This is a genomic window from Microbacterium binotii, from assembly GCF_021398715.1.
In the GTDB taxonomy this organism is placed as follows: domain Bacteria; phylum Actinomycetota; class Actinomycetes; order Actinomycetales; family Microbacteriaceae; genus Microbacterium; species Microbacterium binotii_A.
On record NZ_CP090347.1, the window covers coordinates 1,389,608 to 1,401,596 of the forward strand.

An 11,989-nucleotide genomic window follows, 5' to 3' on the forward strand; every position below is an offset into this window, starting at 1 on the left:
TGGCGGCGGAGCACCGTGGTGGCAGCGATTCTGCTGCTCGGCTTCGTGCTCGCGTCGGCGTTCGCGCTCGGCCAGGCGGGGGAGCAGCCGACCTCGTGGTGGTGGCCGGCCGCGGGCGCCGGTGCCGCCGCGGCGCTCAGCGCTGCGCCCCGGTACGTCCCTCTGGTCATCCTCGTCGCCTCGCTGCTCACCGCGACCGCATCCGCTCTCGCAGGGCGTCCGCCTCTCGTGGTCACGGCGAGCTTGGTCGGCACCGCCGCCGAGATCGCCGTCATGGTGGTGGGGCTCACCCCGAAGGGTGCGGCCCCGCGGTTGTCGACGACGCGGGACGTCGGCCGTTTCATCCTGACCGCGGTCGCTGCCGCGGCAGCGCTGGCGCTGGTCGTCGCGGGCGCAGCGGCAGCGGCCGGCGGCGACTTCGTGGCGCGGTTCGTGGGAACCGGGGCCTCCCACCTCTCCGCGCTCCTGCTCATCGTGCCGCTCGTGCTCATCGACCGTTCGAGCCAGCGCCCGGGCCCGTGGTGGCACGCCGTCACCCTCACTGCGGCGATCGCCCTCCTCGTCGCTGTCGCGTTCGGTCCTTTCGCCTCGGCGCCCCTGTCGTTCCTGCCGGTACCCCTGCTGGCGTGGGCGGCGTTCTCGCAGACGATGTTCGTGGCGATAGGTCAGGTGCTGCTGGCGGTGTCGCTGGCAAGCGGCCTGACGCTGGCCGGATTCGGGCCGTTCGCCAACGCCCAGGGCCTGCTGCCGACCAGCACCCTGCTGCAGGTCTACGCGGTGGCCATCGCCATCACCTGCCTGGTGATCGCGACGCAGCGCGCGGAACGCAGAGAACTCGAGGACCGGCAGGATGCGGTGCTGCGGCTCCTGCGCGATGCGTTCGCGCGCTCCCGCACCGGCTTCCTCGTCACACAGGTGCGGGAGTCGCGCAGGCTCCGGGTCCTGGAGGCGAACGATGTGGCCGCGGAGCTCTTCAACGGGCAGCTGGTGCATGCGGACGGCGTGTGGCGGGTTCTCGACGACACCCCCCTTCGCCGCATCCTGGGGGACGCCGGCGATCAGGAGCGCTCGCACGAGAGCGACGAGCTGGGTGAGGATGCGGTGCCAGCACGATTCTGGGTCGATCCGATCATGCGGCCCGAGCTCGGACGCATCCTGCTCGTCACGATCGAGGACCTTCGCCCGGTGCGCGCTGTCGAGCAGGCGATGGCGAGCCAGCTGGACCGTGAGCGGCGTGTCAGCGAGGCGCTGCGCGAGCTCAATCACAAGCAGGACGCGTTCGTCGCCAGTGTCTCCCACGAGCTGCGCACACCGATCACGGCGATCGTGGGGTACGCGGAGGAGCTCGAGGACAGCGTCACGGACCCGGATCAGAAGGCGTACGTCGAGGTCATCAGCCGCAACGCCGATCGGCTGGCGACACTGGTGTCCAACTCCCTGCGGGCCGCGACCATCACGCAGCCCCCGGTCGGGGTGCACGGCACGCGCATCGTGGATCTGGCGCGGATCGTCACGGACTCCCTCGAAGATCTGCGCTACCGGATCGACGAACGCTGTATCCGCGTCGACAGCGACGTCCAGGGGCCGCTGCCGGTGCGAGCCAACGAGGCCGAGGTCGGACAGATCGTCACGAACCTGTTGACCAACGCGATCAAGTTCTCGCCCGAGCAAGGGGCGATCCGCGTGACGGCGGGGCTCATCGGTCACGCCGCGCTCGTCGAGATCGAAGACCAAGGCCCCGGCATCAGCGAACAGGACAGGGCCCGCGTCTTCGAACGGTTCTACCGCAGTCCTCAGGCCGTGAGCGACGGCGTTCCGGGCTCGGGGATCGGTCTGTCGGTGGCTCAGGCGCTGGCGGGCGCGATGGGCGGCGCGATCGTGCTGTCGGAGGGGGAGAGAGGCGGAACCCTCGCCGCCCTGCGACTCCCGCTGTCGGAAGAACCTCTCAGCGAGCGCTGAAGCGCGCCTCGACGCCGACCGCGACGACGACCTCGTCGGGGCGGACCACGACCCCGCTGTCCGCGGCCACGGACTTCATCATCATCGGTCCCGCCGTCGCGGAATCGGATGACAGGAGCCCCGCGTCCGCGACCTCGATCGCGGTCACGTGGTGCAGGCCGAGCGATGCGGCGTACGAGCGCGCGCGAGCGACCGCATCCTCCACCGCGGCACGCGCGACCCGATCGCGTGCATCCAGCGCGGTCGCTTCTGTCAGTCGCCAATCGATGCCGTCCAACTGGACGGCAGGATCGGTGGTGGCCGCGTCGATCCACGCTGACAGGGCGTCCGCGTCGTCGAACACGGCCCGGAACTCGAGGGAGGCGTGGTGGACGGGGTCCAGGCGGGACCCGTCGGGTCCCCACGGGCGATCGGTGAAGACCTGAGCGCGTGAACTGGTCCACGACACGAGGTCGTCGGAGGCCGCACGCCGTTCGAGGTCATCGCGCACCCGCTGACCGGATGCCGCGAGCCGGGCCATCGCCTCAGCACGGTCGGTGTGCTCGACGCGCACCCCGATACGGGCGACGCCCTCCTCGGCGGAGATGCGTTCTTCGTGGGACCCGCGGACCGTGATCGTGACGTCCTCGCTCATGCGGGACAGCCTACGGAGGTTCAGTCGGGAAAGATCTGCCCGACGGGGAGTCGCTTCTCGGCCTGGAAGGTGTCCTCGCTGCGACCGGCCGCCCAATAGGCGGACAGTGAGAGGTCTGCGCGCTGAACGCCCCGCTCTGCGAAGACAGCGCGCAGTCGCTTCATCGCCTCCCGTTCGCCGTGCGCGAAGACCTGGACGTGACCCGAAGGCCAGTTCGTGCTCAGGACGGCGTCGACCAGAAGCGAACCGGGGGAGTCGTGGTCTTCGTCGACCCAGGTGACGTCGACGGTCTCGGGCAGCGGGATGCGGTGGGCCGCCGACCGCGTCTCGACGATGGCCGTGGCGTGCGCCCCTTCTGGCAGGACTTCCACCGCGGCAGCGATCGCGGGGAGCGCCGACTCGTCGCCGACGAGGAACACGTGGTCGGCCGCGGGGTCGGGACGGAATCCGCCGCCGGGGCCCGCGAAGGTGAGGAGGTCGCCAGGTCGTGCCGAGGCCGCCCAGCGACCTGCGACGCCCGTATCGCCGTGGGTGACGATGTCGATGTCGAGTGTGCGCGCCACGTGATCCACGCTGCGCACCGTGTAGGTGCGTACGCTCGGCAACTGGTCGAAGGGAACCCGTTCACGCAGCTCCGCCATGTCGAACGGCGGCGTGAGGTCGCTGCCGGCTGGGGGGATGTGGAGCTTCACGTACTTGTCGGTCTCGTCGCGGTCCATGAACGCGTCGAATCCGCTTCCGCCGAGGGTCACACGCACCATCCCCGGAGTCAGCAATGCGGTGCGGACCACCTCGAGCGTCACCTGCGGGCGGGGAGGGCGGCGGGGAGCGGTCATCCTTCGATGCTATCCACGGCCGTGCGCCCGAAGGCCCGCGGGAATGGCGAGGGAGCCGTATCCGTTGTAGTCTGTGATGCTCGCGGGTTCCGCCCGTGAGCTGACAATTCCACAGAGCGACAATGGTTCCTTCCACCGAAGGATTCACGGGGATGATCGGTTTCGACATCGCCTGCGAATCGCCGAGAAGCGGGCCGAGGATGCAGGGTTATCTCGTAAACGCTCCCTGTAAACCAATAAGTGCCGAATCCAAGCGCACTGACTTCGCCCTCGCTGCCTAAGCGAGCCCGATAGTCCGTCAGACCGTGTGTGATCCCGCCACGGACCCTGGCGTCATCTAGGGATCTTGCTACGTACCGGCGTCTGGACGGTGCGTGGGACTCTTCCCAGGCTGGGCTCGTCGACTTATGTGTCTGTGCTAAAAGTCGGAGTCGAGCAGAACGTCTCCACAGACTGCGCCCGGAGAAGCCGCCGTATCACAGCGATGGACGGGGGTTCGATTCCCCCCATCTCCACCAGCCGTTGTCGCTCATGCGAGTGGAAGAGGCCGTCCTTCGGGGCGGCCTCTCTGCTCGAGGGGGATGCTGCAGAACGCTACTGTGCTGGGAAAGCGGACATGGTGGTCGAGTGCAAGGGGGGTGTCTCTTGGTGGCAACGGGCATTGATCCTTCCCGTCAACCAGGACTTCGTTGGCCAAGAGTCATCAGTGGTGTGCTCCTGGGGATCGCAGCAGCCCTGCTCATCCTTTACGCGACATCGCTGGCAGCGAATGTGGTCTGGGGCGGTGGATACTCCATTCACCCGATGACGCTCGTCTCTGTCGCGGTGGTCGGCGTCGCCGTCACGGTGCTTGCGTGGCGATGGCCGATCGTGGGCCTGGCCGCCGGATCGGTCGTGCTCGCCCTCGTGGCGGTGGTGATCTGGTCACGTGTGGCATGGGTCTCGACCGGGTCGGCACTCGATCCGTTCAACGCGATCGCGTTCACCGCCGTCAGCGCATACCCGACGCTGATGGGGGCGACGGCGATCACCGTCTCCGCACTCAGGCTGAGAGATCGCTCGCGCGCGTAGCCCTACGTCTTGCTGGCGCACATACGAAACGGTCGCGCAGACCGCCCGGAGCCTCTCCGAGCTCAGGATGCCCGATCGAGTGGTGTCCTAGGGTGGAGGAGACCGCGCCGCTGGGGTGATGGCGGTCTGACTGGAGAGATTCATGCCGTCAGCGACGAAGAACGTCGGAATCATGCTGCCTCGCGACCTGCCCGTCTCGGAGGTCCTGGACTTCGCGCGGAGCGCCGAGGAGGCAGGCTTCGACGAGCTCTGGGCGGTCGAGGACCTCGGCTACCGAGGGGGGATCGCGCAGGCGGCATCGGTGCTCGCGGTGACCTCCCGTGTGACGGTCGGCGTGGGGATCCTGCCCGCCGCGGTGCGGAATGTCGCCTTCGCGGCGATGGAGATCGCGACGCTCGCCCAGCTGTATCCGGGACGCCTCGTCGTCGGTATCGGTCACGGCATGCCCGGCTGGCTGACGTCGGTCGGTGCGTGGCCCCAGAAGCCGCTGACGTTCCTCCGCGAGTACGTCGTCGCGCTCCGAGCGCTCCTGGAGGGTGCCGAGGGGCCGAAGCGCGGCACGTACGTCGATGTGGAAGGACTGCGTCTGAGCGAGGTCCCCGAGATTGCTCCTCCGCTCGTGCTCGGCGTCCGCGGACCGAAGTCGCTCGCTGCGGTCGGCGAGATCGCGGACGGGGTGGTGCTCGCCGAACCCGCCGCGCCCGAGTACATCGCTCACGCCTTGGCGCAGATCGGCGACGTCGAGACCCGCGTGATCACCTACGACCTGGCGGTCGTGGCCGACACGACGGATGCGGCGCAGGCGATCGTCCGACCGGCTCTGGCCGTCCTGGCCGAGACCGACTGGCGACCGCACCTCCTACCTCTGCCGTACGCGGAGGAGCTACTGCAGCGCGCGGAGGAGCTTTCCGTGGACACGTTCACCCAGACGCTGCCCTCCGAGTGGGTGGCCGAGCTGACACTGTCGGGCACGGTCGACGAGGTGCGCGCCGGCATCCAGCGGCGTCACGACGCCGGCGCGACCACGGTCGTGTTCATCCCGGTGGGGGAGAACCCGAGCGCGTCGATCCATGCCCTCGCTGAAGCTCTTCCGGATCGACGCTGACGGGGCGGTGCTGCCGCTCGGCGGAGGTCAGACCCGCCGGTACTGGGCCGTCACGGGGCAGTCGAACGGGTCGCCGGCCGCGAGGCCGACGCGGTTGAGGTACTCGATGACGATCGCGTACGAACGCAGGAGCGACGTCTCCGTGTAGGGGACGTCATTCGCGCTGCAGAAGTCCCGCACGATCTCGCGCGTCTTCGCCAGGTACGGGCGCGCCATGCTCGGGAAGAGGTGGTGTTCGACCTGGTAGTTGAGTCCGCCCATGAGGGCGGTGGCCCACCATCCGCCGCGGATGTTGCGCGAGGTACGCACCTGCTTCGAGAAGAAGTCGAGTTTCGCGTCGGGAGCGATCACGGGCATGCCCTTGTGGTTCGGAGCGAACGATGCACCCATGTACACGCCGAAGACGGCGAACATGACGCCGAGGAAGGCGAACGCCATACCCAGCGGGAGCACCAGGAAGACAGCGGCGAAGATGACCGCGAAGCGTGCGCCGATCAGCGCGAGCTCGATGCCGCGGCCCTTGATCGGTCCTCGCGACAGCAGATGCTTCACGCTCAGGAAGTGCAGGTTCAGCCCCTCGAGCGTCAGCAGCGGGAAGAAGAACCACCCCTGCTTGCGCGTGATCACTCGTCGGAGACCGCGCGCCGCGGCCGCATCCTCGTCGAGGAACGAGACCGTGTCGACCTCGATGTCGGGGTCTTTGCCGACACGGTTGGGGTTCGCGTGGTGACGGCTGTGCTTGGAGTCCCACCACGAGTAGCTGGTACCGACGATGCCGATGAGGATGCGGGCGAGCCGGTCGTTGGCGGGGCCCGTCGCCAGGATCTGACGGTGTGCCGCTTCATGGCCGAGGAAGGCCACCTGGGTGAAGATCACGCCGAGAGCCGCCGCGATCAGCAGCTGGAACCAGCTGTCGCCGAGGAGGATGAAGCCGGTGACGGCACCACCGAAGGCGAGGGCGAGTGCGACGCCGACGAGGGCGTAGAACCAGGTGGCGCGTCGCAGAAGTCCTGTCTCTCGCACCACCTCCGAAACCTGGCTGTACGCGCGGGTGATCGGAGGGAAGTCTTCTTTGCGGGCGTAGGTCTGGCGGATCGGTCCGAGTGTTGCGTGGGGGGGTGCAAGCGTGGCGGAGATGAGAGATGCCCGTCCTGTGTGGCGGCCACCTTCGGCCGTCGAATCGAGTCCTCGACGAATGCCGAAGCCTAGGGCCCACGCTAATCGCGGCCGCATGCCGCCAGCTGTATGTAGCCGGTGCATCGTCTGCCGATGCGCACAACCGAGGCGGATGCTAGACTGAAGCAACCCCGCAACCGGGGCAGCAGGTGAGTAACAGATGTCGGCTCATGGAAGAGCGATGTTCTTCTCCACCGAAGCAACCGCACCCCGGGTGCCTCTGATCCTTCTCGTGTGCAGTGTCCGCGAGTCCTGAAAGTTCTTGTGTTTATCCCCATCCCCACCGGTCCTGAGACCGCGACGGCGCCTGTGTGGCGCCAGGCCGACGACGCCGTTTTCGTGGCGACCATCGCCGGCGAGTACGCGGGTTTCGTGGAGTCCATCGACGACGTCCATGTCGCGCACAGCGCGCTCGGCGAGTGCGTCGGTGTCTTCGCGGAGCAGGAGGACGCTTTCGTCGCCGTAGTAGCGGCACGGACGTTTTCCGCATACGCTCGCGAACACGCGGACAAGTTCCGCGTCCCACATCGTCCGTTCCGTAGACATAGGAACGGCACACCCGGTCGCCCCGGCGGCCAAAACAACAGAAGGAAAGACACGATGGCCACTGGCACCGTGAAATGGTTCAACTCCGAGAAGGGCTACGGCTTCATCGCTCCCGATGACGGCTCCGCCGATCTCTTCGCACACTTCAGCGCGATCGCTGGCAACGGCTTCAAGGAGCTTCGCGAAGACCAGAAGGTCGAGTTCGACGCCGAGCAGGGCCCCAAGGGCATGCAGGCCGCGAACATCCGCGCGCTCTGACGATTCGTCGTCTCAGAAGGCCCCCGCAGCACGGCTGCGGGGGCCTTCGTCTGCACTCGGCCGGTTCGGATCCGTGAGAGCATGTGCTTCGGGGTCCGCCCGAATGACGCACGATGTGCATGAGGATGCGCGGGAGGAAAGTGCCATGCCGTTTCGAAGCCTCGAGATGCTCGAGTCCTGGCTCGGCGAGTTCCGTGAACTCGGATACCCGATCGCCGGCACGGTGAAGGTCATCCCGCAGGACCGCGAGTTCGGCAGTGACACGGGCTTGGTGGGTGTACGCCTGATGAACGCCCAGACCGTGACCTACATCCAGCCCGTCGAACCGGGTTCGACGACGTGGGTCGTGACGTTCGAGGCGCGTGACACGGACCTCCAGCTGGATGCGGCAGGCGCCTTCCGTCTGTCCATGGAACTCGCCATGGTCTCGGCTCTGTGCACCTTCCTGCAGACCAAGTCGAAGGCGTACATGGCGAACCTCGCCGTTTGACTCACACGCTCTGCGCGACGCTCTCCTCAGTGAGGCGCGTGAGGAGCGCGGCGAGCTCGTCGGAGCGCGGGCCGAGGCTCATCTCCACCGCCCGTTCGAAGCGACGGTCGAACTCGGTCAGGGCCGACCACGGCTCGGTGGTCAGATCCACTGTCGCGGTGATGTGGTTGCCGCGGCGGTCCTCGGCATCCGACTCCCGACGTGCCAGTCCGCGCTCGACGAGACGATCGACCAGGGACGTGACTCCGGCCGAGGTAATGCCCAGATAGTCCCGAAGAGCGGAGGGGCGCACGCCGGGGTTGTCGACGACGAAGAGAAGCGCGCGGGCATCGACTTCGCTGATGCGCAGGTCTTTGCGCGCTGCGACGAGCGCATCGTTCCGGGCAGCCGAGTAGGCGTTCAGGGCGCGCGAGAGTTTCGAGGTCGAGGCGGCTTCGCTGGACATCCGCATAGTCCTCCGTCGGTCGGGTAGTACCGCTGGACAGCTTAGCCAGGCTTGGAGGTTTATTTAGCTATGTAACTAAAATGAGGGATATCTCATCTGGGTAGCTAAAATCGCGAACTACCTGGTAGCGTCATCTTCAGAACGACATGGAAGCCGAGGGACGGACGAAAGTCCGGATCGTCGCAGGTATCGGCAAGGGGGAGACATGGTTGCTGCATCATCCGCGTGGGCTTCGGATGCCTCGCGCCGACGCTCGACATTCGTGCCGCTTCAGCGTCGGGGGTTGCGTTCGGCGTCGCAGGTGGCGTTCGTCGCGTCGTGCGTGGTCGCCGCCTCCGCATCCGTCGCGCTCAGCGCGCTCGCGCTCGTCTGACATACCGACTCAGGGGAAGGGACACCATGGGAAAGCTGTACTACGGGGCTGACACGGAGGCCGTCGTCATTCCCGACCGCCTGTTGAGCCACATCAAGGTGGTCGCGGCTACCAAGCTGCGTCGCAACGAGTCATTCACTTTCTCCTGGGTGCACGCGCCGAGTGAGCCCGTGGGGCGCTCGACGCTTTGGCTGCAGCCCTCGATTCCGATGCGGTTCGTCTTCGACTCCGTCGAGCCCGAGCAGCTCGACCCGGCGACGCTGCGCACGCTCGCGGACCAGGCCGCATCGAGCGCGGGGATGCACGTCGACTTGACGAAAGACGACTTCGGCATCCAGAAGGGCGCCACCGAGCGCAAGCTCGCTTCGGTCGCCTGATCCAACGTCTCGCGTAGCCCCGGACCGCCCTCGCTGCGGTTCGGGGCTTCGCGGTTGTTTCGTCCCTGTCCGTCGGCTCGCGCGACCTCGGTGATCACCCGGTCGGATGTCAAGGCCCTCGGTGTCGCCGCGCATCTCGCGCAGCATGGCCCGCAGGTATCCGACCACGACGAGAGGACGATCATGAACACGACCGCCGACCCGCGCGAGGGTGAAGGATCCGAGGGATTCCCCGGGCAGGAGCAGTCGCAACCCGGGAAGACCGCGCCCATGGATCCGCAGCCGGATCACGGCGAGCAGAGCTACCGCGGGACCGGCCGGCTGACCGGGCTTCGCGCGCTCATCACCGGTGGCGACTCCGGCATCGGGCGGGCAGTGGCGATCGCGTTCGCCCGCGAGGGCGCCGACGTCGCGATCGGCCATCTGCCGGAGGAAGCCGACGACGCCGCCGAGACGGTGCGCTGGATCGAGGAGGCCGGACGGCGCGGCGTCGCCCTCGCCGCGGACATCCGCGACACGGACGCAGCCACGCAGATGGTGGAGCAGGCGCATGAGCAGCTGGGAGGTCTCGACCTCCTGGTGCTCAACGCCGGATACCAACGCGATCGCGAGAGCATCGAGACGATCCCGCTCGACGACGTGAAGCGGGTCTTCGACACCAACCTCGTCGGTCTGATCGCCGGTGCGCGTGCTGCGGTGCCCCTTCTGGAGGAGGGTGCGTCGATCATTGTCACGAGCTCGGTGCAGGCGTTCTCGCCCTCGCCGTCGCTGATCGACTACGCCATGACGAAGGCGGCGCAGGTCGCCTTCGTGAAGGCCCTCGCCGAGGAGCTCGGGCCCCGCGGGATTCGTGTCAACGCGGTCGCGCCAGGACCGGTGTGGACACCTTTGATCCCCGGCACCGGCTGGGACGCGGAGCGTATCGAGACGTTCGGCACGGATACGCCGTTGGGTCGCGCCGGGCAGCCCGCCGAACTCGCTGGAGCCTATGTGTACCTCGCCTCGGATGCGGCGCGCTACGTCAGCGCCGCCGTTCTGCCGGTCACGGGCGGCAAACCGCTCTGAATCTCCACGACCGGTGCCGGCCGTTCGTCTGCGGAGCCTTGCATGCGTATCGCGGACGACGACCGGCGCCGGTGTGTTCGGGCCACCGATCATCGAAGCAGGGTCGCGACCGAGCGGCCACGGGTGGGAGCGCGGAAGCAGTATGGGACGACTCTGGTACGGGCGCGAGGAGTACTTCGTGGTCGAGGACGATCTGATCGCGCACCTGCGCGTCGTGACGATGAACAAGCTTCGTCGTGGCGAAGCCTTCATGCTGACCATGCCCACCGCCGACGGCACCGGCGGTCGACGGAGCCTGTGGATGTCTCCGGCGGTGCCGCTGTCGTTCACATACTCTCGACGGGGCACCGTGCAGATCAGGCGGGAGCTCGTCGAAACGCTGATGGATGAGGCCAACAGCCCCGACGGTCTCGACGTGCAGCACCTCATGACGGGACACACCCCCTCGTAGATGTCGGGTGGTGGGCGCCGTGAGAGCATGTCGACGTCGCAGAACCGAAGGAGCACGCCATGCCCGATCCGCGCCGCCGCCCTCTCGGTACGGGAACGCTGACGCTGGAGCCCGCCGAGGCCCCAGAGCGTTGGGTGCTCACGGGGACCGACGAAGGCGCCCCCGAGGCGAACTGGGGCCACTGGGTGCGTTTCGCGCAGCGGATCCTCGAGGTCGACGCCCTGTCGCGCGAGCGGGAAGGCCGCGGCGACGCCTGGGATGAGGGCTTCGCCGCCGGACGCGCTGTGCAGAGCGACGACACCGCGAACCCCTACCGCTGACCACCGTCCTCGGCCGCGAGACGCAACGCATCGGCGCCGAGGCCGAACACCTCGCGCTGCACAGCGGCGACCGCCGCGGGGTCCTCGGCTCGTAGCTGGATCACCACGATGACGCGCTCACCCTTCGCCGTCTCGCCCGACCAGGATGCGGCGAGCACCCCCGGCGCCGAACCGCCCTTGAACCCCAGGTAGGGCAGGAGCGTGCGATCGAGGTCCGCGCCGAGGCCTGTGTTCTTCGACAGGATGGCACGTACGGTCTTGTCGTCCGTGTCGAGCAGCGCTTCATGCACAGCGGCCACGGTCGCGGGGCTCGCGAACCAGTCGATGCCGGTGTTCCAGACCGGGCCGGTGACACTCGCCGCATCCACCGACAGTGGAGCGGCGGTGATGCCGTCGAGGAGTCGTCGGCGCTCAGCCTCGTCGGCGTCACGCCACCGAGCCGCCAGTGCCGAGTCGCCCCACCCGAGAGTGAAGAAGTCCTTCGTCGTCAGCCACGGCCCATCGCCCTCGCCGCCGACGCTCGCGAATGCCGCCTCGACGCGCTCGCGTCCGAGTCTTCGGATGAGCAGATCGGTTGCGGTGTTGTCGCTGATCGCGATCATCTCCTGGGCCGCTTCACGAACCGAGACCTCGGTACCGGTGGGTTGATCCTGAAGGCGCCCCGAGGGCAGGCTCCGGTCCGCGTCGGTCAGCACGAGCGTCTCGTCCCACGTCAGCGCCGATGAACGGACCGCCTCAGCGGTCGCGAGGAGCACGAACAGCTTGAACACGGAACCGAGAGGACCGGCATCCGCCGCACGGCGTTCGACGAGCTCCTCGTCGCCCCGGGTGATCAGGACCCCGACCTCACCGGGCAACTGATCGAGGCGATCTGCCACCTCGT

At 67.8% G+C, this 11,989-nt stretch carries 16 protein-coding genes and 1 other RNA gene; 11 read left to right on the forward strand and 6 right to left on the reverse strand.

Annotated elements, in window-relative coordinates; all coding sequences use genetic code 11:
• Positions 1-15 precede the first annotated feature (15 nt).
• Entirely contained in the window at positions 16-1,959 is a 1,944-nt protein-coding gene (locus tag LXM64_RS07005) for a sensor histidine kinase (RefSeq protein WP_234075204.1), read from the forward strand.
• On the opposite strand, the gene LXM64_RS07010 is transcribed toward LXM64_RS07005, so the two are convergent.
• Positions 1,946-2,593, reverse strand: coding sequence for an SIMPL domain-containing protein (locus LXM64_RS07010; protein WP_234075205.1), 648 nt, complete (start codon positions 2,591-2,593; stop codon positions 1,946-1,948). The genes LXM64_RS07005 and LXM64_RS07010 overlap by 14 nt on opposite strands.
• A 20-nt stretch (positions 2,594-2,613) precedes the next feature.
• Positions 2,614-3,429: a siderophore-interacting protein gene (locus LXM64_RS07015; RefSeq protein WP_234075206.1), complete on the reverse strand. Its 816-nt coding sequence runs from the start codon at positions 3,427-3,429 to the stop codon at positions 2,614-2,616.
• A gap of 148 nt (positions 3,430-3,577) precedes the next feature.
• On the opposite strand from LXM64_RS07015, the gene ssrA reads away from it, so the two are divergent.
• The 3 genes from ssrA to LXM64_RS07030 all read left to right on the forward strand — a co-directional run bounded on the left by ssrA (position 3,578) and on the right by LXM64_RS07030 (position 5,605).
• Positions 3,578-3,947: a transfer-messenger RNA gene (gene ssrA, locus LXM64_RS07020) on the forward strand.
• Between the two features lie 286 nt (positions 3,948-4,233).
• Positions 4,234-4,500, forward strand: coding sequence for a hypothetical protein (locus LXM64_RS07025; RefSeq protein WP_234075207.1), 267 nt, complete (start codon positions 4,234-4,236; stop codon positions 4,498-4,500).
• A 142-nt stretch (positions 4,501-4,642) separates the two neighbouring features.
• The gene (locus LXM64_RS07030) at positions 4,643-5,605 is read left to right on the forward strand and encodes an LLM class flavin-dependent oxidoreductase (RefSeq protein ID WP_234075208.1); all 963 of its coding nucleotides are present in this window, start codon (positions 4,643-4,645) and stop codon (positions 5,603-5,605) included.
• 27 nt (positions 5,606-5,632) lie between these two features.
• On the opposite strand, the gene LXM64_RS07035 is transcribed toward LXM64_RS07030, so the two are convergent.
• Entirely contained in the window at positions 5,633-6,742 is a 1,110-nt protein-coding gene (locus LXM64_RS07035) for a fatty acid desaturase family protein (RefSeq protein ID WP_234075419.1), read from the reverse strand.
• 207 nt (positions 6,743-6,949) lie between these two features.
• Positions 6,950-7,309 carry a hypothetical protein gene (locus LXM64_RS07040; protein ID WP_234075209.1) on the reverse strand — a complete coding sequence of 120 codons (360 nt, stop codon included), beginning with the start codon at positions 7,307-7,309 and terminating at the stop codon, positions 6,950-6,952.
• Positions 7,310-7,381: 72 nt separating this feature from the next.
• On the opposite strand from LXM64_RS07040, the gene LXM64_RS07045 reads away from it, so the two are divergent.
• Both LXM64_RS07045 and LXM64_RS07050 read left to right on the forward strand, forming a co-directional pair.
• Positions 7,382-7,585, forward strand: a complete 204-nt coding sequence (locus tag LXM64_RS07045; RefSeq protein WP_137417306.1) for a cold-shock protein — start codon at positions 7,382-7,384, stop codon at positions 7,583-7,585.
• A gap of 145 nt (positions 7,586-7,730) precedes the next feature.
• The gene (locus LXM64_RS07050) at positions 7,731-8,075 is read left to right on the forward strand and encodes a hypothetical protein (RefSeq protein ID WP_234075210.1); all 345 of its coding nucleotides are present in this window, start codon (positions 7,731-7,733) and stop codon (positions 8,073-8,075) included.
• 1 nt (position 8,076) lies between these two features.
• Here LXM64_RS07050 and LXM64_RS07055 read toward each other — a convergent pair whose 3' ends face one another.
• Positions 8,077-8,520: a MarR family winged helix-turn-helix transcriptional regulator gene (locus LXM64_RS07055; RefSeq protein WP_234075211.1), complete on the reverse strand. Its 444-nt coding sequence runs from the start codon at positions 8,518-8,520 to the stop codon at positions 8,077-8,079.
• Between the two features lie 205 nt (positions 8,521-8,725).
• Here LXM64_RS07055 and LXM64_RS07060 point away from each other — a divergent pair, with 205 nt between their 5' ends.
• The 5 genes from LXM64_RS07060 (at position 8,726) to LXM64_RS07080 (ending at position 11,106) form a co-directional block, all read left to right on the forward strand.
• Positions 8,726-8,893, forward strand: coding sequence for a hypothetical protein (locus LXM64_RS07060; RefSeq protein ID WP_234075212.1), 168 nt, complete (start codon positions 8,726-8,728; stop codon positions 8,891-8,893).
• Positions 8,894-8,919: 26 nt separating this feature from the next.
• The gene (locus LXM64_RS07065; RefSeq protein ID WP_234075213.1) at positions 8,920-9,270 is read left to right on the forward strand and encodes a hypothetical protein; all 351 of its coding nucleotides are present in this window, start codon (positions 8,920-8,922) and stop codon (positions 9,268-9,270) included.
• A 183-nt stretch (positions 9,271-9,453) separates the two neighbouring features.
• Entirely contained in the window at positions 9,454-10,335 is an 882-nt protein-coding gene (locus LXM64_RS07070) for an SDR family oxidoreductase (RefSeq protein ID WP_234075214.1), read from the forward strand.
• Between the two features lie 142 nt (positions 10,336-10,477).
• Positions 10,478-10,786 carry an ATP-dependent DNA ligase gene (locus LXM64_RS07075; protein WP_234075215.1) on the forward strand — a complete coding sequence of 103 codons (309 nt, stop codon included), beginning with the start codon at positions 10,478-10,480 and terminating at the stop codon, positions 10,784-10,786.
• Positions 10,787-10,845: 59 nt separating this feature from the next.
• Positions 10,846-11,106, forward strand: coding sequence for a hypothetical protein (locus tag LXM64_RS07080; RefSeq protein WP_234075216.1), 261 nt, complete (start codon positions 10,846-10,848; stop codon positions 11,104-11,106).
• Here LXM64_RS07080 and LXM64_RS07085 read toward each other — a convergent pair.
• Positions 11,097-11,984, reverse strand: a complete 888-nt coding sequence (locus LXM64_RS07085) for a serine hydrolase (RefSeq protein WP_234075217.1) — start codon at positions 11,982-11,984, stop codon at positions 11,097-11,099. The genes LXM64_RS07080 and LXM64_RS07085 overlap by 10 nt on opposite strands.
• Positions 11,985-11,989: the final 5 nt, after the last annotated feature.

What these genes read in the sequence shown, in the direction of transcription:
- LXM64_RS07025 (WP_234075207.1), top strand. Translation starts at nt 4,234, where the DNA reads ATGACGCTCGTCTCTGTCGCGGTGGTCGGCGTCGCCGTCACGGTGCTT.
- LXM64_RS07040 (WP_234075209.1), bottom strand. Translation starts at nt 7,309, where the DNA reads ATGTGGGACGCGGAACTTGTCCGCGTGTTCGCGAGCGTATGCGGAAAA.
- LXM64_RS07015 (WP_234075206.1), bottom strand. Translation starts at nt 3,429, where the DNA reads ATGACCGCTCCCCGCCGCCCTCCCCGCCCGCAGGTGACGCTCGAGGTG.
- LXM64_RS07055 (WP_234075211.1), bottom strand. Translation starts at nt 8,520, where the DNA reads ATGTCCAGCGAAGCCGCCTCGACCTCGAAACTCTCGCGCGCCCTGAAC.
- LXM64_RS07030 (WP_234075208.1), top strand. Translation starts at nt 4,643, where the DNA reads ATGCCGTCAGCGACGAAGAACGTCGGAATCATGCTGCCTCGCGACCTG.
- LXM64_RS07070 (WP_234075214.1), top strand. Translation starts at nt 9,454, where the DNA reads ATGAACACGACCGCCGACCCGCGCGAGGGTGAAGGATCCGAGGGATTC.
- LXM64_RS07065 (WP_234075213.1), top strand. Translation starts at nt 8,920, where the DNA reads ATGGGAAAGCTGTACTACGGGGCTGACACGGAGGCCGTCGTCATTCCC.
- LXM64_RS07080 (WP_234075216.1), top strand. Translation starts at nt 10,846, where the DNA reads ATGCCCGATCCGCGCCGCCGCCCTCTCGGTACGGGAACGCTGACGCTG.
- LXM64_RS07075 (WP_234075215.1), top strand. Translation starts at nt 10,478, where the DNA reads ATGGGACGACTCTGGTACGGGCGCGAGGAGTACTTCGTGGTCGAGGAC.
- LXM64_RS07050 (WP_234075210.1), top strand. Translation starts at nt 7,731, where the DNA reads ATGCCGTTTCGAAGCCTCGAGATGCTCGAGTCCTGGCTCGGCGAGTTC.
- LXM64_RS07010 (WP_234075205.1), bottom strand. Translation starts at nt 2,593, where the DNA reads ATGAGCGAGGACGTCACGATCACGGTCCGCGGGTCCCACGAAGAACGC.
- LXM64_RS07045 (WP_137417306.1), top strand. Translation starts at nt 7,382, where the DNA reads ATGGCCACTGGCACCGTGAAATGGTTCAACTCCGAGAAGGGCTACGGC.
- LXM64_RS07060 (WP_234075212.1), top strand. Translation starts at nt 8,726, where the DNA reads ATGGTTGCTGCATCATCCGCGTGGGCTTCGGATGCCTCGCGCCGACGC.